Genomic DNA, 20,430 nt, shown 5'->3' on the forward strand with positions numbered 1-20,430 from the left:
CTCAATGCGTGAAAGCAGTCAAAAAACCCCTCAAATGCTCAAAAGTATCAAGAAAGTTTTATTATTAGGATCAGGTGGAATTCGTATCTCACAGGCAGGTGAGTTTGACTACTCCGGTTCGCAAGCAATTAAAGCATTAAAAGAAGAAGGTATTAAGGTTGTTCTGGTTAACCCTAATATCGCAACGATACAAACAGACCCTGAAATGGCAGATGAAGTCTATTTTGAACCTTTAGATTTGCCGCATGTTACTAAGATTATTGAGAAAGAGAAGCCTGATGCCATTTTGCTTAGCTTCGGTGGGCAAACGGCGCTAAACCTTGGGCTTAAACTTGAAGAAAAAGGTATTTTGGCGCTTCATGGTGTTAAGGTGCTTGGAAGTTCTGTCCAGACGATTAAAGAGGCAGAAGACAGAGGCTTATTTAAAGCAAAACTTGATGAAATTGGCGTTAAAACTGCCAAGAGCTTTGTTGCGACAACTTTGGCAGAGGCAATAGATGCAGCAAAGGAAATTGGTTTTCCATTAATGATGCGATCGGGCTTTTCCTTGGGCGGACTAGGTTCAGGCATTGTTCAGGATGAAAAAGAGCTAACACATCGAGTGACTGAAGTTCTCAATGCAACTTCTCAAGTGTTGATTGAGGAGTGCTTGCTTGGTTGGAATGAGTTTGAATATGAAATTGTCCGTGATATGGCGGGCAATGTGCTGACTGTGTGTAACATGGAGAACTTTGATCCAATGGGGATACACACAGGTGAGAGTATTGTGGTGTCTCCCTCTCAGTCGTTGAATAATGAGGAGTATCATCGTCTTCGTGAAATTGCGATAGAGGTTGCTAATCACTTTAAAATTATTGGTGAGTGTAATATTCAGTATGCCTTTAACCTTGAGACTTCTGATTATCGTGTGATTGAAATTAATCCGCGTTTATCAAGGTCTTCCGCGCTTGCCTCCAAAGCAACAGGGTACCCTTTGGCGTTTATTGCTGCCAAATTGGTGCTTGGTTATAAATTGCATGAGCTTCAAAATGCAGTGACGAAAAAAACCTGTGCATATTTTGAGCCGGCGCTTGACTATATCGTGGTGAAAATTCCGCGTTGGGATACGCATAAACTGAAAAAGGCAGAGCGCTTTATCGGTACGGAGATGAAATCTGTTGGTGAAGTGATGGCGATTGGTCGCTCATTCCCTGAAGGATTGCAAAAGGCAGTTGGCATGCTCAATATCGGTGCGACGGATTTATCTGATTATCCTTATGATATCCCTGATCTTGAGCTTGAAATTGAAAAGGCGACAGACAGACGTCTTTTTGCGCTGCATAAATTTTTTGTGAATGGCGGAAGTATTGAAAAAGCCTATACATTATCAAAAATTGATAAATGGTTTTTAAATCATATGTATACCATTGCCAAGATGGAAAATACGCTTAAAGATAATACGCTTTCTTTGACAAAGGACTTGCTGCTTCAGGCAAAAAAACTTGGATTTTCTGATAAAAGCATTGCAAGGTTCCGTGATATGAAGCCAGAAGCGTTAAGGGCGTGGCGGATATCACAAGGCATTACACCTTTTGTTAAGCAAATTGATACTTTAGCCGGAGAGTTTGAGGCAGAAACAAACTATCTTTATATGACTTATCATGGAACAGAGCATGATATTGCCCCTTCTGAAGCGCCGGCAAGTTTGATTATTGGCTCAGGTCCTTATAGTATTGGTTCTTCTGTTGAGTTTGACTGGTGTGGCGTAACCACTGCTCATACACTTAAAAAGCTTGGCGAGTCGCCAATTATTATTAACTCGAATCCAGAGACTGTATCAACTGATTATGATGAGTCAGATAGGTTGTACTTTGAGCAGTTAACGCTTGAGCGTGTAGAAGATATTGCGGATTTTGAAAATTTAAAAGGCATCGTTGTTTCAGTGGGTGGGCAAATTGCCAATAACCTGGTTTTACCGTTATCAAAAGCTGGCTATCCGATTTTGGGAACCTCACCAGAGGATATCAACCGTGCTGAAAATCGGGCGATCTTCTCGCAGATGCTAAATGATTTGAAGGTTGATCAACCAGGGTGGCAGTCGGTCACAACATTAAAAAATGCAAAGAAATTTGCTAATAAAGTCGGCTATCCTATTCTTGTTCGACCATCTTATGTGCTCTCAGGTGCTGCAATGAATGTCATCTATTCAGAAGATGCGCTTGAGAAGTACTTGGCTGAGGCAACCTTGGTTTCCCCCGAGCATCCCGTTGTGATTTCAGATTTTATTAATAATGCAAAAGAGCTTGAAATGGATGGTGTGGCTGAAAATGGCGAGATTGTAATCTATGCTATTTCTGAGCATGTTGAAAATGCAGGAGTGCATTCAGGCGATGCGACTATTGTTCTGCCGCCACAAAATCTCTATTTAGAGACCATCAGAAGAGCAAAGCGAGTCACCAAAAAAATTGTTAAGGCGCTCAATATTTCAGGGCCATTTAATATTCAATTTATCGCCAAGGATAATAACCTGAAAGTAATAGAGTGTAACTTGCGCGCCTCTCGCTCATTCCCATTTGTCTCCAAGGTCACTGGGCATAACTTTATTGAAATTGCCACCGAGGTGATTGTTGAGAAGTACGAGAAAAAGCGCTATAACACGTTGGATTTAGACTATGTCGGTGTGAAAACATCTCAGTTTTCATATAACCGTTTAAAAGGAGCAAATCCAGTCGCGCACGTTGAGATGTCCTCAACAGGCGAGGTCGGCTGTATTGGTTATGATCTTTTGGATGCTTTTTATAAGTCTTGGCAGGCAACGGAGATGTTTGTGAAAAGGAAAAAGGTCTTTTTATCTATTGGTGGTGATAAAAAGAGTAAGCTTTTATCAGAGATCAAAGAGCTTTCTAGATTGGGTTGGGATATCTATACGACAACAGGAACGCATGAATATTTAAAAGCCCTTGAAGTTGAGACCAAACTGGTACATAAGATTAGCGAAAATAAAGATCCTAATGTTGAAAGTTTGATTTCAGAACACCAAGTAGATTTAATTATTAATATCCCAAGGCGCCAGCAGCATGTGAGTGATGATAATTTATCTGATGGGTTTAAAATAAGACGTTTAGCGGTGGACCATCACATCCCGCTTATTACGAATTTACAGATTGCAGAGTTGACACTTCGCTCCCTTGCTGAGCTGCATGGTGCGCCTGTGGATGTTCGCTCATGGCGTGAATTTATGGAGCTTAAAGCTTGATTACACTTGATAATGTTGCGCTTCAGAGAGGTGTTAAGGCGCTTTTCTCTGAGGTGAATCTGTCTCTTTTTAAGGGTCAAAAAACTGCCCTTGTTGGTAAAAATGGAACAGGAAAAAGCTCACTTTTGTCGCTTATTTCAGGTGAGATGCAGAGTGACTATGGTGAGATGAAGGCGGTGAAAGGAATTGATATTGTCACTGTAAAACAAGAAGTTGATGATCTTGAGTCTTCTATTTTAAGTTATGTGGTTAAAGGGCTAAAAGCGCTTGATGAGACTAAAGAGAAAATGCAAGCGGCGCTTGAGCGTGAAGATTATGAACAGCATGCACTTTATCATGGTGATTTTGAAGCGCTTGGCGGTTATCAGGTTGAAGCAAGGGCGGCAGAGCTTTTAAACGGACTTGGCTTTCAAAGTGATATTATCCATCAAAAGGTAAGCGTGTTATCAGGTGGTTGGCGTATACGTTTAAATTTAGCACAAGCGCTCTTGCAAGATGCGGATCTTTTGCTGTTAGATGAGCCAACAAACCACTTGGATTTGGATGCGGTGCTATGGCTTGAGCGCTATTTAAACCAATATGCAGGTGCTATTTTGTTAATATCGCATGATCGAATTTTTCTCGATAATGTTGTTAAAAATGTGTGGCATATTGAAAAAAACACCATTACTTCCTATAGCGGAAATTATACCAGTTTTGAAAAGCAGTATTTTGAAAAGCGTGAGCTTTTAGAAAAGTCCTATCAAAAGCAGCAAGCTAAAATCGCCCATCTGGAGAGTTTTGTTAATCGCTTCAAGGCGAAAGCATCAAAGGCAAAGCAGGCGCAATCTCGTGTTAAAATGCTTGAGAAAATGCAGCGGATTGAAAAGCTGCATGATGAAGCAACTTTTCAATTCTCATTTGCAGGGCATGATAGACTGCCAACAGGTGCACTGATTTCTTTGGAAGATGCCGCTTTAGGTTATGACAATGCTGCCCCGATTATCAATAATGCATCGATGATGGTATTGGCTGAAATGCGCGTTGGCCTTTTGGGTAAAAATGGCGCAGGTAAATCCACTTTGGTAAAATCACTTGTCGGTGATTTAGCGCTTCTCTCTGGCAGTGTGCAAAAACATCCGGATTTAAAGGTGGGGTATTTTGCTCAGCATTCTTTGGACTCGCTTGATTTGGAGGCTTCTGCGCTTGTGCACTTAATGCGTCTTGATGAAAAAATAACACAAGAAAAAGCGCGTAAATTTTTGGGGAGATTTAATTTTTCCAATGACATGGCATTAAATGCAGTAAAGCATTTTTCAGGTGGAGAGAAAGCAAGGCTTGCCTTGGCGCTTATTGTGTATGAAGAGCCCAACTTTCTTCTTTTGGATGAGCCAACAAACCATTTGGATATTTCGGTCCGTGAGGCTTTAGCTTTGGCGCTTCAAAGCTTCTCAGGCGCGCTTATTTTGATTTCACATGATCGCTATTTACTTGAAAGCACGGTGGATGAATATTGGCTAGTGGATAACAAGAAAATAACGAGCTTTGATGGTGATCTAAGTGATTATTATCAATATATGATTGCAAGCACACGTGTTGCCAATAAAAAGGAAAAAGAGGATTTTATTGCCGCTGAGTCCGCCAGTAAAGCAAAAAAAGATGAGCGAAAAGATAGAGCAAAAAAGCGAGAAGCATTAAAGCCATTAACCAATGAAGCTAAATCATTGGAAAAGAAAATTGAGCGTTTGCAGGAAGGGGAAACTAAGCTTAGTATTCAGCTTCAATCTCAAGAGTTATATCAAGATAAAGCAAGGTTAGATGAAGTATTAAGCAATCATGCGGCTATTAAAAAAGAGCTTGAACAGCTGGAAAGCAGATGGTTTAGTCTTCTTCAGAAAATTGAAGATTTAAGCTAGCTTGTTTTGATGTAAAGAGAGTGGCAGGTATGTCTAAAGCGAGCTATCAAGATCCAGTGCCGTTAAATGCTTCTGAATACTCATTACCGCAGAGTTGGAGTGATCAGTTTTGCCTGAAAAACCCTTGGCATATTATTCGGGTGTTAAAAAGTATTTTTGAAACAAAGCGCAATCGAGTGATTTTGCCGGATGATTTAATGGGTAAAGAGATTATTCCTAAATACGCCCAGCAGGAGTTTCATAACTTACCCAATGGGAATTACTCAAATATACTGGCAAATGGCTATGTTCGTGGTTTTGATGTTGTGATGCTGGGGGAGATGAAAAAGATACGGCATTATGCGGCAAGAAAGCTTTGTTTTGCAAAGAGTGTGCTTGATCTTGGTACCGGTGGTGGCGCTATGGCGGCGTCAGTTTATAAAGAAGGGGTAGAAGATGTATGGGGTGTGGATGTGAGCCCTTATTTGCTTCAAGCTGCAATTAAAAGGCATCCTGATGTTTCTTTTGTGCACGCAAAAGCAGAATCATTGCCTTTTGATAATGGGCGTTTTGATGCGCTAAGCAGTTGTTACTTACTGCATGAAGTGCCACCAAAGTATATTTATCAAATACTCGATGAAATCAAACGTGTATTAAAACCAGATGGTGAGTGTGTTTTTATTGAGCCGTCGAAACTGCATTATCAGGTAGGATTGTTTGAAGCTTTAAGAAAATATGGCTTTAAAGGGTTGTATTTTCGCTGGCTATCTCACTTTGTCTATGAGCCTTTTGTGAAAAGTTGGCATAAGCTTGATTTTAAGACGCTCCTTCTTAGTAGAGGGTTTGAAGTGATAGAAGAAATGATAGGCGTGCCAAATACACTCTGGCATGCGCGGAAGGTTAAGGAATAATTTTAATAAAAACTAAAAATTTTGCTGTTACATTAGAGGTGGATTGGCTATAATTTCCGGTCATGTTTTATGCTAGTGCCAATTGGGCTTAATGTTATGTCTATTAAAATTAAAGAGCGTCGCCGCGCGCGTTTTCACGCTATTCAAGCCCTTTATCAAGAGGCGATGGCAGGTACAAGTATTTCCGAATTAAAAGCACAGTTTTATAGTGATAATGTTGATCGTCATCCTGTTGATTGGAGTTTTTTTAACAGAATTATTGAAGGCGCAATACATAATAAAACGCTTATCGATGAAAAAATAGAGCAGTATGCTGTCAATAATATGGATTCGATTAATGCGATTGATTTGGCTATTTTACGTTTAGGCGCGTATGAGCTTTATGATTGCTTAGATGTGCCTTATCAAGTGGTCTTGAATGAGTATGTTGAGCAGACAAAAGCCTTGGGAACAGGTGAGGGTCATGGGTTTGTAAATGGCCTTTTGGATAAGATTGCTAGGGACTTTAGGCAAGAGGCTGTAACGAAGTAAGGTATTATTTTCTCTGTAATAACATTCTGAAAATAGCTAGGCGGTGATATAATCAGAAGAATAAGCAGGGATTAGGAAGTTCTTTATGCCACATATTGCCGCTATTCAGATGAGTTCATCATCAGCATTGGGAATGAATCTGATTGCGCTTAGAAAGCATGTTGCTAATGCGGCATCTCAAGGTGCAAAACTCATTGTGCTTCCAGATCGATTTGCACTTTTCTCTCCAGAGAGTAATGATTATGCAGCCAATAAAGAGATACTTACTGAAGGGCGTATTCAGCTTTATTTGCAGAAGCTTTGCCTAAGTTATAATGTTTGGATTATTGCAAGTGGCGTTCCTTTATACTGTGAGTATGATGCGAAGCGCTTTTATCTGGCTACGTTGGTGTTTGATAATAAATCTGAGCTTATTGATGTATATTATCATTTAAAACCACAGATTCCGCTTACTGGGCATGCCCGCTCCTTAGTGTTTGAAGATCAAAGCTTTGGCAGCAAGGTTGTGATTATCCAAACGCCGTTTGGTAAAGTTGGGTTGGCAAGCAACTATGATCTTTTAGTGCCAGAGTATTTTCGCTATATGAGCGCGCAAGGCGCACAAATTTTTGCAGTTTCTGCAGCGATTTCAAGTGACTTTGCAGATTATTGGATGATGGTGCTCAAAACAAGAGCATTGGAAAATAGTGCTTATATGGTGGTGGCAAATCAATGTGGTTATCATGAAGATATGGCGCGGTTGAACCATGGGAATTCAATGATTCTGGATGCTGGTGCTAATTTGCTCTCGCATTGTGATGTTGGAGAGAGCGTGCTAATGTCTCATATTGATTGTGAGTTGCGCACAAAAATGAGTTTTGATTATAATCCATTCCAGTTACAATATCGCCGAAAATAGATAATATTGAGGCAATATGAATATAAAATCACCTAAAGTTGGCTTTGTCAGTCTTGGTTGTCCTAAGAATCTGGTTGATTCAGAGAGGATTATTACGAAGCTAAAATCAGACGGTTATGAGATTTCGCCTGAATACAACGCTTCTGATTTGGTGGTGGTGAACACTTGCGGATTTTTGAACTCTGCAATTGAAGAGTCTTTGGAGGTGATTGGCGAGGCGCTTGATGAAAATGGCAAAGTGCTGGTGACAGGTTGTTTGGGTAAAAAATCAGAGATGATCTTAGAGAAATATCCTAATGTCTTAGGAATATCTGGTCCGCAGGATTATGAAAATTTAATTGGTGCAGTTCATGAAAATCTGCCCATTGAGCATCATGCATTTACATCACTTGTGCCAAAAGAGGGCATTAAGCTAACGCCAAGACATTATGCGTATTTAAAAATTTCAGAGGGCTGCAATAATAGTTGCACCTTTTGTATTATCCCAGATATTCGTGGCAAGCTGAAATCTAGAGCGTTAGATGATGTTATGCTTGAGGCCAAGCGTTTAGTAAACGCTGGAGTGAAAGAGCTTTTGGTTATTTCACAAGATACAAGTGCTTATGGTGTGGATATAAAATATAAAGAGGTTTCCTGGCAGGATAAGCAATATCAAAGCCGTTTTTTAGATTTGGCAAAGGCGTTATCAACTTTAAATGTGTGGGTGAGAATGCATTATGTCTATCCATATCCACATGTTGATAAGGTCATTCCTTTAATGGCGGATGGGCATGTTATTCCTTATTTAGATATTCCGCTTCAGCATGCAGCGCCAAGGATTTTAAAGCTTATGAAACGTCCGGCAAATGCAGAGAATACGCTCTCAAGAATCAAAGTGTGGCGAGCAATATGCCCTGATTTAACGATAAGAAGCACTTTTATTGTCGGATTCCCGGGAGAAACAGAAGAGGAGTTCGAGCTCCTTCTTGGTTTTCTACGTGAAGCTAAGTTTGATAGGGTTGGGTGTTTCACCTATTCAGAGGTGGATGGTGCTAAGGCGAATGATTTGCCTGATTTGGTTCCTTGTGAAGTGAAAGAGGCAAGATTAAAACGTTTGATGGACGTGCAATCTCAAATCAGTCAGCAAAGACTCAAACGTCACATTGGGAAAGAAGAAATTGTGATTGTTGATGAAGTGCATCTCGATGAGAATATCGCCATTGCGAGAACTAAATATGATGCCCCAGAGGTTGATGGTGTAGTGATTATTCGCAACATTAATGATACCAATATTGTGAAAGGATTGTTTGTTAAGGTGAAAATCACACAGGCCTTGGATCATGATTTGGAAGCTGAATTAATATAATTTCATGCTTTTGTCAGCATTTTATCTGCCGCTATTCCTAGCGATAAAATCTTGTAATATTTTCTTGCCATTTTGACATGAAGGTGTATATAATTTGGCGTCTTTTTATATTTATGCAAAGATTTAGATGTTTAAAAACTACGGAGTAAATAATGGCAACTATTAACCAGTTGGTGCGCAATCCGCGCAAGAAAAAGGTTGTAAAAACGAATGTGCCAGCGCTTAAAGCATGTCCTCAAAGACGTGGTGTGTGCACGCGTGTTTATACAACTACACCGAAAAAACCAAACTCAGCGTTAAGAAAAGTAGCGCGTGTGAGATTAACCAGTGGTTTTGAAGTGACAACTTATATTGGTGGTGAAGGTCATAACCTTCAAGAGCATAGCGTAATTTTGATTCGCGGTGGTCGTGTGAAAGATTTGCCAGGTGTGCGTTATCATACAGTGCGTGGTGCACTTGATACATCTGGTGTTAAAGATCGTAAGCAAGGTCGTTCTAAGTACGGTACTAAGCGTCCTAAGTCATAAGTTTAATCGAAATTTAAGGTATTATAATGTCTAGAAGAAACCGAGCCCCAAAACGCGATGTGTTGCCAGATCCGAAGTTTAAAAGCGAGATCGTTGCTAAATTTATCAATCACATTATGTTATCAGGTAAGAAATCAGTTGCTGAAAAGATTGTCTATGGTGCTTTCGATAGAATCGAAGCAACAAAATCTGGCGAAAAAGCAGTTGATGTATTTGAAAAAGCTTTAGAAAATGTTGCGCCTATGGTTGAGGTAAAATCTCGCCGTGTGGGTGGTGCTACTTATCAAGTTCCAGTTGAAGTGCGTCCAGAGCGTCAAATGACTTTGGCAATGCGTTGGATTATTGAAGCTTCACGTAAGCGTAAAGAAAAGAGCATGGGTAACCGTGTTGCAGCTGAGCTTTTAGAAGCGATTGATGGTCGTGGTTCTGCTGTTAAAAAACGTGAAGATACACATAAAATGGCTGAAGCAAACAAAGCATTTGCTCACTTCCGTTGGTAAGATAGGGGTTTATCATGTCACGTACAACTGAGTTAAATAAATATAGAAATATTGGGATTTGTGCGCACGTTGATGCTGGTAAAACCACAACAACTGAGCGTGTGTTATTCTATACGGGTGTTTCTCACAAAATTGGTGAGGTGCATGACGGTGCGGCAACGATGGACTGGATGGAGCAAGAGCAAGAGCGTGGTATTACTATTACCTCTGCTGCGACAACTGTCTTCTGGCAGGGTATGGATCAGCAATTTGATAAGCATCGTATTAACATTATTGATACCCCGGGACACGTGGACTTCACGATTGAAGTTGAGCGTTCTTTGCGTGTATTAGATGGTGCGGTTGTTGTTTTTTGTGGTTCATCTGGTGTTGAGCCTCAGTCTGAAACTGTATGGCGTCAAGCAAATAAATATGGTGTTCCGCGTATTGTCTTTGTTAATAAGATGGATAGGGCAGGCGCTGATTTTGAGCGTGTTGTTGATCAGATTAAAACACGTCTAAAAGCCACTGTTGTACCAATGCAGTTGAATATTGGTGCAGAAGATGAATTCAAGGGTGTAATTGACCTTGTTCGCATGAAAGCGATTATGTGGAATGAAGATGATAAGGGTTTAACTTACTCTTTAGAAGATATTCCAGCTGAATTGCAAGATCGTGCTGAAGAGCTTCGCCAAGAAATGGTTGAAGCAGCAGCAGAAGCGAATGAAGATTTGATGAATAAATACCTTGAAGGTGAAGAGCTTTCAGAAGAAGAAATTCATTCAGCGCTTCGTGAGCGTGTGATCAATAACGAAATCGTATTGGCATTTTGTGGTTCTGCATTTAAGAACAAAGGTGTTCAAGCTGTCCTTGATGGTGTTATTCGTTATTTACCAGCGCCAAATGAAGTGCCGGCAATTAAAGGTGAGTTAGAAGATGGTTCTGAAAGCTCAAGAAAATCTTCAGATGATGAGCCTTTCTCTGCGCTTGCATTTAAACTAGCAACAGATCCGTTTATTGGAAACTTAACGTTCGTTCGTGTTTACTCGGGTGTATTAAAATCAGGTGATTCTGTATATAACCCAGTTAAAGGCAAAAAAGAGCGTATTGGTCGTATCGTGCAGATGCATGCTAATAAGCGTGAAGAGTTAAAAGAAGTCCGCGCTGGTGATATCGCTGCTTGTATCGGTTTGAAACAGGTCACAACTGGGGACACATTGTGTGATGAGAAAAACATCATTACGCTTGAGCGTATGGAGTTCCCTGAGCCTGTGATTTCGGTTGCAGTTGAGCCTAAATCAAAAGCAGATCAAGAAAAAATGTCAATCGCACTGGGTAAGCTTGCTGCGGAAGATCCGTCATTCAGAGTGAAGACAGATGAAGAATCTGGTCAGACAATTATCTCTGGTATGGGCGAGCTTCACTTGGATATTATCGTTGATCGTATGAGGCGTGAATTCAAGGTTGAAGCAAACGTTGGTAGTCCGCAAGTGGCTTATCGTGAAACAATTAAGCAGTCAATTGACGCGGAAGGTAAGTTTGTTCGCCAGTCAGGTGGTCGTGGTCAATACGGTCATGTGTGGGTGAAGCTTGAGCCGCAAGAAATGGGTAAAGGTTTTGAGTTTGTTGATCAAATCGTTGGCGGTGTAGTACCAAGAGAATATATTGGTGCAGTTGCTAAAGGTATTGAAGAGCAGCTTATAAATGGTGTAATCGCCGGTTACCCAATGATTGATGTAAAAGCAACATTATATGATGGTTCTTACCATGATGTTGACTCATCTGAGATGGCATTTAAAATCGCAGGCTCTATGGCTGTGAAGCAAGGTGCTTCTAAAGCGAATCCTGTTATGCTTGAGCCGATGATGAAAGTTGAAGTGGTTACCCCTGAAGAGTACATGGGTGATGTAATCGGAGATTTGAATCGTCGTCGTGGGATGATTTCAGGTATGGATGAAAATCCAAGTGGTAAAGTTGTTAATGCGTTGGTGCCATTGGCTGAGATGTTCGGTTATGCAACAAATGTACGTTCTATTTCTCAAGGGCGTGCTTCATTCTCTATGGAGTTTGAAAAATATGCAGAAGTACCAAACAACATCGCAGAAGAAATCATGAAAAAACGCAATTCATAATTAAGGGTTTTGAAAATGGCTAATAATATAAGCAACCAACGTATACGTATCAGATTGAAAGCTTTCGATCATAAATTAATTGACAACTCAACAAAAGAAATCGTAGAAACAGCTAAGCGCACTGGCGCACAGGTAAAAGGTCCTATTCCTTTACCAGTGAGAAAAGAGCGTTACACTGTTTTGATTTCTCCGCATGTGAACAAAAAAGCGCGTGATCAATATGAGATCAGAACGCACAAGCGTTTGATTGATATTGTTGAGCCAACTGAAAAGACAGTTGATGCTTTGATGAAGCTTGATCTTGCAGCAGGTGTTGATGTTCAAATTAGTTTGAGCTAATCATCTTCTGCGCTTAGCGATCAAGCTAAGTTGATATGAGCAATTAAAAAAGCGGCGAAAGCCGCTTTTTTTGTTTAAAGTAAATGATGTTTTATATTTTGGAGGATTGCATGAAAAGGATGATTGTGGGATTGTCGGTTTTAATGTTATTGCAGATGGGTGTGGCGGCAGAAATAAACTCTGCAGGTATGGTTCAAAAAGAAATTAGAGAGACTGTTTGGACGCCAACTTTTTATGCAATTAAGCCTAGGGGGGATATTGCAAAGCCCGTATCAATGAGTTTTTGTTTAACTCATATTCCAAATACACTGAGAACAACCATTTCTGAGATTAAGAAAGGTGTTCGCGCTGAAAATGGTGTATATATCAAGTATTTATCCTATACTACTGAGCATAAATATGGTCTTGGTTTTAATGTTGTTCATGCTGAAGTATGGACTGTTGATAATTCTGGGAAAATTACTTGGAGTTCTCCTATGTGGGAATATCAGCAAAATCTTTCCGATGATGGTGTAACAAATGTTGTTTGGGCTACAAATGAGTGTAAAGGAAAGTTTATTGGTGTTCCAGATGTGACGGGTTAGTGTGCGCCAAATTTGGATTGCTTCTTTTTCAAGCTTAAATGACCTGTTTATTCCTAATATTCTCTATCACGCATGTTGATGTTTTAAACGCTTTACGTTAAAATACGCTACCATTTTAAGGTGTTAAGCAGGTTGTTTTGAGTATGAATAATGCTCTTAAGCCTGTTTTTTGTTGCTTTGAAGCCAGTGGTTTCAAGGAAAATAAGCATTCTGTGGTCAATTGTAATCGCAGGATTAAATAATAATAAAGTGAGGATAAAAGATGTCTTTAGGTATCGTAGGTCGCAAATGCGGCATGACACGTGTCTTTGCTGAAGATGGAACGTCAACGCCAGTAACAGTTATCCATGTGGAGCCAAATACGGTAACACAGGTTAAGTCTGCTGATAAAGATGGTTACACTTCAATTCAAGTCACAACAGGTGTCAAAAAACGCTCTCGTGTTAATAAAGCGGAAGCTGGGCATTATGCAAAAGCAAGTGTAGAGCCGGGCCGTGGTTTATGGGAGTTTTGTTTAGATGCAGAGAAAACTGCAGAATTTGAAGCCGGCAAAACTTTAGATGTTTCTTTGTTTGAAGCAGGTCAAAAAGTTGATGTTACTGGTACTTCAAAAGGTAAAGGTTTCCAAGGTGGTGTTAAGCGTCATAACTTTAAGACGCAAGATGCAACACATGGTAACTCTCTTTCTCACCGTGCACATGGTTCCACAGGTCAAAACCAAACACCAGGTCGTGTTTTCAAAAACAAAAAGATGGCTGGTCACATGGGTGATGTTAGAACCACAGTTCAAACTTTAGAAGTTGTTAAAGTAGATGCTGACAATGGTTTGTTGCTGCTTAAAGGCGGTATTCCTGGGGCAAAAGGCGGTGATGTTATTGTAACACCTGCTATTAAGGTTAAAGGCTAATAGGGAGAGATACCGTGGATTTGAATATTAAAACATTAGCTGGTGAAGCGCATTCAGTATTGAGTGTTGCTGACAGCGTATTCTCTAAAGATTATAACGAAGCGCTTGTGCATCAAGTTGTTGTTGCTTATATGGCAGGTGCGCGTCAAGGTTCAAAAGCGCAAAAGACACGTTCTGAAGTTTCTGGTGGCGGTGCTAAGCCATGGAGACAAAAAGGAACAGGTCGTGCACGTGCAGGAACTATCCGCTCTCCAATCTTTAGAAAAGGTGGGGTAACATTTGCAGCGAAGCCTAGAAGCTATGCGCAAAAAGTAAACCGTAAGATGTATCGTGCAGCGATTCAATCAATTCTTTCTGAACTTGTTAGAAATGAGCGTTTGGTTGCTTTGGATGCAATTAATCTTGAAACACCAAAAACAAAAGAGTTTGTTGCTAAGTTAAAGCAGCATGATATTAAAGATGCACTGATTGTTGTGGCGCCTGAAGAATTTACAGAAGAGCTTTATCTTGCTTCTCGTAATGTTAAGAATGTTGCTGTTTGTGATGCGCAAGAAATCAATCCAGTTGCGTTAATGTGCTTTGATAAAGTGATTATGACTCAAAGTGCGCTTAAGCAAGTTGAGGAGCGTTTAGCATGAATCAAGAAAGACTATTACAGGTAATATTAAGTCCTCACGTAACAAACAAAGCATATGAAGCGGCAGAGAAAACATCATATGTTGTTTTTAAAGTAGCAACTGATGCGACAAAGCTTGAGATTAAAAAAGCAGTAGAGCTTTTGTTCGAAGTGAAAGTTGATACAGTGAAAACAGTTAATGTGAAAGGAAAGTCACGTCGTTTTGGACGTATTGAAGGTAGAACCAAAGACTGGAAAAAAGCTTATGTTAAGCTTCAAGAAGGTCACGACATCAATTTCATTGGTGCGGAATAATAAGGGCGAGGAAATAAAATGAAGATTGTTAAAGCAAAACCAACCTCTCCTGGTCGTCGTTTCGTAGTGCAGGTTAAAGATTCTGAGCTTTATAAAGGTAGACCATTTGCTGGTTTACTAGCAAAAAAATCTAAGACAGCTGGACGCAACAACGATGGTCGCATTACTGTTCGTCATCATGGTGGTGGTCATAAGCAGCACTACCGTATTGTTGACTTTAAGCGTAACAAGGACGGTGTTCCTGCAAAGGTAGAGCGTATTGAATACGATCCTAACCGTACTGCACATATTGCGCTTTTGTTATATAAAGATGGTGAAAGAAGATACATTATTGCGCCAAAAGGTTTAACTAAAGGTATGGAAGTTTCTTCAGGTGAGCATGTTTCTATCAAGCCTGGTAACTGCATGCCAATTAGAAACATTCCTTTAGGTACAGTAGTGCATAACGTTGAGCTTAAGCCTGGTAAAGGTGCGCAAATGGCGCGTTCTGCAGGGACTTCAGTTCAGATCGTTGGTAAAGATAATGCTTATGCAATTTTACGCTTGCGTTCAGGCGAAATGCGCAAAGTATTGTTGAACTGCCGTGCTGTGATCGGCGTTGTCTCTAATTCAGAGCATAACTTAAGATCAATTGGTAAGGCTGGTGCAAATCGTTGGCGTGGTATTCGTCCGACAGTTCGCGGTGTTGCGATGAACCCGGTTGATCACCCGCATGGTGGTGGTGAAGGCCGTACTTCTGGTGGTCGTCATCCTGTTTCACCTTGGGGGCTGCAGACTAAAGGTAAGAAGACTCGCAGCAATAAGCGTTCGAATAAACTTATTGTCCAAAGACGTAAATAATAGATAGGAGAATATTGTGCCTCGTTCATTAAAGAAAGGACCTTTCGTTGATCATCACTTACTAAAAAAAGTGTTTGATGCGCAAGAGTCAAATTCAAAAAGACCAATTAAGACTTGGTCAAGAAGATCAATGATTGTGCCAGATATGATCGGTTTAACCATCGCTGTACACAATGGTCGCCAACATGTTCCAGTGCTTGTCTCTGAAAATATGATTGGTCATAAACTCGGCGAGTTTGCGGTAACACGCAACTACCGTGGCCATGCAGCTGATAAAAAAGCTAAGAAAAAATAATTGAGGTTTTATAATGGAAGTTCAAGCTAAATTAAAACATGCACGAATTTCAGCGCAAAAGGCACGTTTGGTTGCAGACCAAATTCGCGGCTTGCCTGTTGAAAATGCATTAAACCTTCTTTCTTTTAGCAATAAAAAAGCTGCTGATTTGATTAAAGGTGTACTCACTTCTGCCATTGCTAATGCTGAGCATAATGATGGTCTTGATATCGATGAGTTGTTTGTGTCAACTATACATATCGATGAAGGTCCAACTATGAAGCGTTTTGAAGCACGTGCGAAAGGTCGTGGTAATCGAATTTTAAAGAGAACTTCACACATTGTTGTGAAAGTTGCTGAAAAGAATTAAGGGGCAATCTAATGGGTCAAAAGGTACATCCTACCGGTATACGCCTAGGTTTTATTAAAGACTGGCGTTCAGTATGGTATGCAGATGCAAGAGACTATGCAGATAAGTTAAATACAGATATTGAAGTACGTAATTATTTGCACAAGAAATTAGCAAATGCTTCAGTCAGCCGTATTAAGATCGAAAGACCAGCGCAAAACGCTAAAGTGACTATTTACACTGCGCGCCCTGGTATCGTGATCGGTAAAAAAGGCGAAGATGTTGAAGTATTGCGTAATGAGCTTGCTAAGAAGATGGATATTCCAGTTCAGATTAATATCGAAGAAATTCGTAAGCCTGAATTGGATGCGCAACTTGTTGCTGACAGTATTGCGCAGCAGCTTGAAAAGCGTGTTATGTTCCGTCGCGCAATGAAGCGTGCTATTCAAACAGCAATGAAAATGGGTGCTGAGGGAATTAAGGTTTCTATCGCAGGTCGTTTAGGTGGTGCTGAGATTGCACGTACTGAATGGGCGAAAGAAGGTCGTATTCCACTTCATACTTTCCGTGCTGATATTGATTATGCAACATCAGAAGCTTTAACAACCTATGGTATTTTAGGAATTAAAGTTTGGATCTTTAAAGGCGAAGTTCTTCCTGGCCAAGAGCGTGCTGAAGAAAAAGAAGCAAAAGCGCCAAGAAAAGCAAAAAGAAGAGGGGCTAAATAATGTTACAGCCTAAGCGTACAAAATTCCGTAAACAGCAAAAATTGCGTAACCGTGGTCTTGCTTTGCGTGGTAATAAAGTGAGCTTTGGAGAGTTTGGTTTGCAATCAACTTCTCGTGGCCGCTTAACTGCGCGTCAAATTGAAGCGGGACGTCGTGCAATTAACCGTCATGTTAAGCGTGGTGGTAAAGTTTGGATTCGTGTTTTCCCTGACAAACCAATTACTGAGAAGCCATTAGAGGTTCGTATGGGTAAAGGTAAGGGTAATGTAGAGTACTGGGTTGCGCAAATCAAACCTGGTAAGATGCTTTATGAAATCCAAGGTGTAAGTGAAGAGTTAGCGCGTTCAGCATTTGCTCGTGCTGCTGCCAAGCTTCCTGTATCAACTACATTTGTAGAAAAGACGGTGATGTAATGAAAGCGAGTGAAAAAATTAAAGAGCTAAAAGCAAAGTCAGCTGACGAGCTTAAAGCGCAAAAGATTGATCTTTTAAAAGAGCAGTTCAATTTGCGTATGCAAAAAGGTACGGGTCAATTAACACAGAATCATATGTTTAAAAACATTCGTCGTGATATTGCGCGTATTAACACAATTTTGTCTGAAAAACAAAAAGCAGGTGCTTAGAAGATGAGTGATAAAATTAGAACGTTGCAAGGTAAGGTTACCAGCGACAAAATGGATAAAACCATTACTGTACTTGTTGAGCGTAAAGTGAAGCATCCGTTGTATGGTAAGTTTGTTACTAAGTCAACTAAGTATCATGCGCATGATGAAACAAATGACTGTAATGAAGGCGATACAGTAACGATTACTGAGACAAAACCTTACTCAAAAACTAAAAAGTGGCGTTTGGTCTCAATTGTTGAGCGTGCAAAATAATAGATGCATTGTCGCCTTTTAGGAGGCGGTGTTAGCAAACAGGAAACGGAATTGCTTTTTCCGTTTTTATTGTTATAATGGTGCGTCTTTTGACGCCACTTTATAGAAATTAAATGAGGTAAGAACAATGATTCAGATGCAAACTGAACTTCAAGTTGCTGATAATAGTGGCGCTCGTAGGGTAGAATGTATCAAGGTGTTGGGTGGTTCTCACCGTCGCTATGCTGCGATTGGTGATGTTATTAAGGTAACAGTAAAAGAAGCAAACCCACGCGGTAAAGTTAAAAAAGGTAGCGTGCATAATGCAGTTGTGGTGAGAACAGCGAAAGGTGTTCGTCGTCGTGATGGCTCTGTGCTTCGCTTTGATGGCAATGCAGTCGTCCTTTTGAATAACAATAACCAGCCGATTGGTACACGTATATTCGGTCCTGTGACACGCGAGCTTCGTAGTGAACAATTTATGAAGATTGTTTCACTTGCCCCAGAAGTGTTATAAGTTGGAGTATAACAATGAATAGACTGAAAAAAGGTGACGACGTTATTGTTGTTGCTGGTAAAGAAAAAGGTCGTAGAGGAACAATAGTATCTGTGCTTTCTGATAAAGATCGCGTAGTTGTGGAAGGTGTAAACCTCGTTAAGAAACATGTAAAGCCTAACCCAAATAAAGGGGTTGAGGGTGGCATCGTTGAAAAAGAGGCATCAATCCACGCATCTAATGTTGCTTTATATAACCCGGCTACAGAAAAAGCTGACCGTGTTGGCTTTAAATTTGTAGAAGATGGTAGTAAAAAAGTTCGTTATTTCAAGTCAAATGGCGAATTAGTAGATCTATAGGTAGTAGAATATGGCAAGGCTAAAAGCTTTCTATCAAGAAAAAGTAATTCCACAACTACAAAAAGAGCTTGAGCTTGAAAATGTGATGCAAGTGCCTCGCGTTGAAAAGATTACGCTTAACATGGGTGTTGGGGAAGCTGCAAAAGATAAAAAAGCGATGGAATCTGCATTAAAAGATTTAGAGGCGATTGCAGGTCAAAAACCTGTGGTAACAATGTCTCGCAAATCAATTGCAGGATTTAAAATTCGTGATGGTTGGCCAATTGGGTGTAAAGTTACCCTTCGTGGTGAGCGCATGTATGAGTTTTTAGATCGTTTGATTTCTATTGCGATTCCTCGTGTTCGTGATTTCCGTGGTTTGTCTCAAAAGTCATTTGATGGTCGTGGTAATTACAGCATGGGTATGCGTGAGCAAATTGCTTTCCCTGAAATCGATTATGATAAAGTTGATAAGATTCGTGGTTTAGATATCACTATCACAACAACTGCATCTAGCGATGAGCATGGTAAAGCGCTCTTAGGCGCCTTTAACTTCCCATTAAAATCGTAAGGAGTGATCTCACAATGGCTAAAGTTGGAATGATCCAAAGAGAATTGAAAAGACAGAAGTTAGTTGCAAAACACGCTGAAAAAAGAGCTCAGCTTAAAGCAATTATCGTAAGTCCGAATGCCACTGAAGATGAAAAGTGGGATGCGCAAATTCAATTACAAAAACTTCCAGTAAACTCTTCACGCTCACGTTTGCAAAAGCGTTGTCGTGTTACAGGTAGACCACACGCTGTTTACAAAAAGTTCGGCCTTTGCCGTAACAAGTTACGTGAGCATGCAATGCAAGGTGATGTCCCTGGTTTGAAAAAAGCTAGCTGGTAATTGAGGATATAAATTATGAGTATGCAAGATCCAATTGCAGATATGCTAACAAGAATCAGAAACGGCCTTTCTTCAGGTAAGAAAGCAGTTTCTATGCCATTATCTAAGCAAAAGAAAGCGATTGCAGCACTTCTTTTGCAAGAAGGCTACATTAAAGGTTTTGATGTAGACTCAGAGAACAATGGTACATTAAAAGTTGAGCTTAAATATCACGAAGGCCAGCCGGTTATCGAGATGTTAAAGCGTGTCAGTCGACCTGGTTTACGTATTTACAAAATGGCAACTGATTTGCCTAAAGTATACGGTGGCTATGGTGTTGCAGTAGTTTCAACTTCCAAAGGCTTGATGAGCGATAGAGAAGCGCGTAATCAAGGTATTGGCGGTGAAATTGTTTGCTATGTAGCTTAACGAGGAGATGTAAATGTCTAGAATTGGTAAGCAGCCGATCAATGTTCCAAGTGGTGTTACAGTTAGTGTTGCTGAAAGCAACCTTGTAACTGTCAAAGGTTCTAAAGGCGAATTAACTAAGCAAATTAACGATGCCGTTAGCATTAATATTGCGGATAAAGAAGTTACTATTAAGCCAAATGATGCAAGCAAAAATGCGAATATGCAATCAGGTACGGCAAGAGCTTTAATCAATAACATGGTTGTTGGTGTAAGCCAAGGTTTTGAAAAGAAGCTACAACTTGTTGGTGTTGGTTACCGTGCTAAAGCACAGGGCAATAAATTGAATTTAACATTAGGGTTTTCACATCCTGTTAATCATGAGTTGCCAAAGGGTGTAACTGCTGAGACACCTTCTCAAACAGAAGTTGTATTAAAAAGTGCTAACAAAGAGCTACTTGGTAAAGTTGCTGCTGATATCCGCGCTTATCGTGTTCCTGAAGCTTATAAAGGTAAAGGTGTACGTTATGCTGATGAAAGAGTCGTTACCAAAGAAGCTAAGAAAAAATAAGTGAGTT

General features: G+C 40.2%; 27 protein-coding genes. All 27 read left to right on the top strand.

Annotation, left to right across the window (positions count from 1 at the left end; translation table 11 throughout):
* The first annotated feature begins 4 nt into the window (after positions 1 to 4).
* The 27 genes from carB to rplF all read left to right on the top strand — a co-directional run bounded on the left by carB (position 5) and on the right by rplF (position 20,423).
* The gene (carB, locus tag A37Q_RS0103775) at positions 5 to 3,235 is read left to right on the top strand and encodes a carbamoyl-phosphate synthase (glutamine-hydrolyzing) large subunit (protein ID WP_018298941.1); all 3,231 of its coding nucleotides are present in this window, start codon (positions 5 to 7) and stop codon (positions 3,233 to 3,235) included.
* Complete coding sequence (locus tag A37Q_RS0103780) at positions 3,232 to 5,130, top strand: ATP-binding cassette domain-containing protein (RefSeq protein ID WP_018298942.1); 1,899 nt, start codon at positions 3,232 to 3,234, stop codon at positions 5,128 to 5,130. The genes carB and A37Q_RS0103780 overlap by 4 nt, the downstream gene beginning before the upstream one ends.
* A 29-nt stretch (positions 5,131 to 5,159) precedes the next feature.
* A complete protein-coding gene (locus A37Q_RS14570) occupies positions 5,160 to 6,020 on the top strand; it encodes a class I SAM-dependent methyltransferase (protein WP_018298943.1) in 861 nt (286 codons plus the stop codon).
* Between the two features lie 96 nt (positions 6,021 to 6,116).
* Positions 6,117 to 6,551 carry a transcription antitermination factor NusB gene (gene nusB, locus A37Q_RS0103790; protein WP_026196509.1) on the top strand — a complete coding sequence of 145 codons (435 nt, stop codon included), beginning with the start codon at positions 6,117 to 6,119 and terminating at the stop codon, positions 6,549 to 6,551.
* Between the two features lie 85 nt (positions 6,552 to 6,636).
* A complete protein-coding gene (locus A37Q_RS0103795) occupies positions 6,637 to 7,449 on the top strand; it encodes a nitrilase-related carbon-nitrogen hydrolase (RefSeq protein WP_018298945.1) in 813 nt (270 codons plus the stop codon).
* A 16-nt stretch (positions 7,450 to 7,465) separates the two neighbouring features.
* Positions 7,466 to 8,794 (top strand): 30S ribosomal protein S12 methylthiotransferase RimO, encoded by a 1,329-nt coding sequence (rimO, locus tag A37Q_RS0103800; RefSeq protein WP_018298946.1) that lies wholly within the window; start codon positions 7,466 to 7,468, stop codon positions 8,792 to 8,794.
* A 152-nt stretch (positions 8,795 to 8,946) separates the two neighbouring features.
* Complete coding sequence (gene rpsL / locus A37Q_RS0103805) at positions 8,947 to 9,321, top strand: 30S ribosomal protein S12 (RefSeq protein WP_018298947.1); 375 nt, start codon at positions 8,947 to 8,949, stop codon at positions 9,319 to 9,321.
* 26 nt (positions 9,322 to 9,347) lie between these two features.
* Complete coding sequence (gene rpsG / locus A37Q_RS0103810; RefSeq protein ID WP_018298948.1) at positions 9,348 to 9,821, top strand: 30S ribosomal protein S7; 474 nt, start codon at positions 9,348 to 9,350, stop codon at positions 9,819 to 9,821.
* 14 nt (positions 9,822 to 9,835) lie between these two features.
* Entirely contained in the window at positions 9,836 to 11,932 is a 2,097-nt protein-coding gene (gene fusA / locus A37Q_RS0103815; RefSeq protein ID WP_018298949.1) for an elongation factor G, read from the top strand.
* A gap of 15 nt (positions 11,933 to 11,947) precedes the next feature.
* Positions 11,948 to 12,271: a 30S ribosomal protein S10 gene (gene rpsJ / locus A37Q_RS0103820; RefSeq protein WP_018298950.1), complete on the top strand. Its 324-nt coding sequence runs from the start codon at positions 11,948 to 11,950 to the stop codon at positions 12,269 to 12,271.
* 110 nt (positions 12,272 to 12,381) lie between these two features.
* A complete protein-coding gene (locus tag A37Q_RS14575) occupies positions 12,382 to 12,855 on the top strand; it encodes a hypothetical protein (RefSeq protein ID WP_018298951.1) in 474 nt (157 codons plus the stop codon).
* 262 nt (positions 12,856 to 13,117) lie between these two features.
* On the top strand, positions 13,118 to 13,762 hold the full coding sequence (gene rplC, locus A37Q_RS0103830; RefSeq protein ID WP_018298952.1) for a 50S ribosomal protein L3: 645 nt from the start codon (positions 13,118 to 13,120) through the stop codon (positions 13,760 to 13,762).
* A gap of 14 nt (positions 13,763 to 13,776) precedes the next feature.
* The gene (rplD, locus tag A37Q_RS0103835) at positions 13,777 to 14,400 is read left to right on the top strand and encodes a 50S ribosomal protein L4 (RefSeq protein WP_018298953.1); all 624 of its coding nucleotides are present in this window, start codon (positions 13,777 to 13,779) and stop codon (positions 14,398 to 14,400) included.
* Positions 14,397 to 14,693 carry a 50S ribosomal protein L23 gene (rplW, locus tag A37Q_RS0103840; RefSeq protein ID WP_018298954.1) on the top strand — a complete coding sequence of 99 codons (297 nt, stop codon included), beginning with the start codon at positions 14,397 to 14,399 and terminating at the stop codon, positions 14,691 to 14,693. The genes rplD and rplW overlap by 4 nt, the downstream gene beginning before the upstream one ends.
* Before the next feature lie 18 nt (positions 14,694 to 14,711).
* Positions 14,712 to 15,533 (top strand): 50S ribosomal protein L2, encoded by an 822-nt coding sequence (gene rplB / locus A37Q_RS0103845; RefSeq protein ID WP_018298955.1) that lies wholly within the window; start codon positions 14,712 to 14,714, stop codon positions 15,531 to 15,533.
* A gap of 16 nt (positions 15,534 to 15,549) precedes the next feature.
* A complete protein-coding gene (gene rpsS / locus A37Q_RS0103850) occupies positions 15,550 to 15,828 on the top strand; it encodes a 30S ribosomal protein S19 (protein ID WP_018298956.1) in 279 nt (92 codons plus the stop codon).
* A 13-nt stretch (positions 15,829 to 15,841) separates the two neighbouring features.
* Positions 15,842 to 16,177: a 50S ribosomal protein L22 gene (rplV, locus tag A37Q_RS0103855; RefSeq protein WP_018298957.1), complete on the top strand. Its 336-nt coding sequence runs from the start codon at positions 15,842 to 15,844 to the stop codon at positions 16,175 to 16,177.
* Between the two features lie 11 nt (positions 16,178 to 16,188).
* Complete coding sequence (rpsC, locus tag A37Q_RS0103860) at positions 16,189 to 16,884, top strand: 30S ribosomal protein S3 (RefSeq protein ID WP_018298958.1); 696 nt, start codon at positions 16,189 to 16,191, stop codon at positions 16,882 to 16,884.
* A complete protein-coding gene (gene rplP, locus A37Q_RS0103865; protein ID WP_018298959.1) occupies positions 16,884 to 17,297 on the top strand; it encodes a 50S ribosomal protein L16 in 414 nt (137 codons plus the stop codon). The genes rpsC and rplP overlap by 1 nt, the downstream gene beginning before the upstream one ends.
* Positions 17,297 to 17,506 (top strand): 50S ribosomal protein L29, encoded by a 210-nt coding sequence (gene rpmC / locus A37Q_RS0103870; RefSeq protein ID WP_018298960.1) that lies wholly within the window; start codon positions 17,297 to 17,299, stop codon positions 17,504 to 17,506. Before rplP ends, rpmC begins: the two co-directional genes overlap by 1 nt.
* A gap of 3 nt (positions 17,507 to 17,509) precedes the next feature.
* Positions 17,510 to 17,761 (top strand): 30S ribosomal protein S17, encoded by a 252-nt coding sequence (gene rpsQ, locus A37Q_RS0103875; protein ID WP_018298961.1) that lies wholly within the window; start codon positions 17,510 to 17,512, stop codon positions 17,759 to 17,761.
* 127 nt (positions 17,762 to 17,888) lie between these two features.
* Complete coding sequence (gene rplN / locus A37Q_RS0103880; RefSeq protein WP_018298962.1) at positions 17,889 to 18,257, top strand: 50S ribosomal protein L14; 369 nt, start codon at positions 17,889 to 17,891, stop codon at positions 18,255 to 18,257.
* Between the two features lie 14 nt (positions 18,258 to 18,271).
* Complete coding sequence (rplX, locus tag A37Q_RS0103885; RefSeq protein ID WP_018298963.1) at positions 18,272 to 18,595, top strand: 50S ribosomal protein L24; 324 nt, start codon at positions 18,272 to 18,274, stop codon at positions 18,593 to 18,595.
* 10 nt (positions 18,596 to 18,605) lie between these two features.
* Positions 18,606 to 19,145, top strand: coding sequence for a 50S ribosomal protein L5 (gene rplE / locus A37Q_RS0103890; RefSeq protein ID WP_018298964.1), 540 nt, complete (start codon positions 18,606 to 18,608; stop codon positions 19,143 to 19,145).
* Between the two features lie 14 nt (positions 19,146 to 19,159).
* Positions 19,160 to 19,465, top strand: a complete 306-nt coding sequence (gene rpsN / locus A37Q_RS0103895) for a 30S ribosomal protein S14 (protein ID WP_018298965.1) — start codon at positions 19,160 to 19,162, stop codon at positions 19,463 to 19,465.
* Between the two features lie 15 nt (positions 19,466 to 19,480).
* Positions 19,481 to 19,873, top strand: a complete 393-nt coding sequence (rpsH, locus tag A37Q_RS0103900; protein WP_018298966.1) for a 30S ribosomal protein S8 — start codon at positions 19,481 to 19,483, stop codon at positions 19,871 to 19,873.
* 13 nt (positions 19,874 to 19,886) lie between these two features.
* Positions 19,887 to 20,423, top strand: a complete 537-nt coding sequence (rplF, locus tag A37Q_RS0103905; protein WP_018298967.1) for a 50S ribosomal protein L6 — start codon at positions 19,887 to 19,889, stop codon at positions 20,421 to 20,423.
* The last annotated feature ends 7 nt before the right edge of the window (positions 20,424 to 20,430 follow it).

This window comes from Fangia hongkongensis FSC776 = DSM 21703 (assembly GCF_000379445.1).
Taxonomy (GTDB): domain Bacteria; phylum Pseudomonadota; class Gammaproteobacteria; order Francisellales; family Francisellaceae; genus Fangia; species Fangia hongkongensis.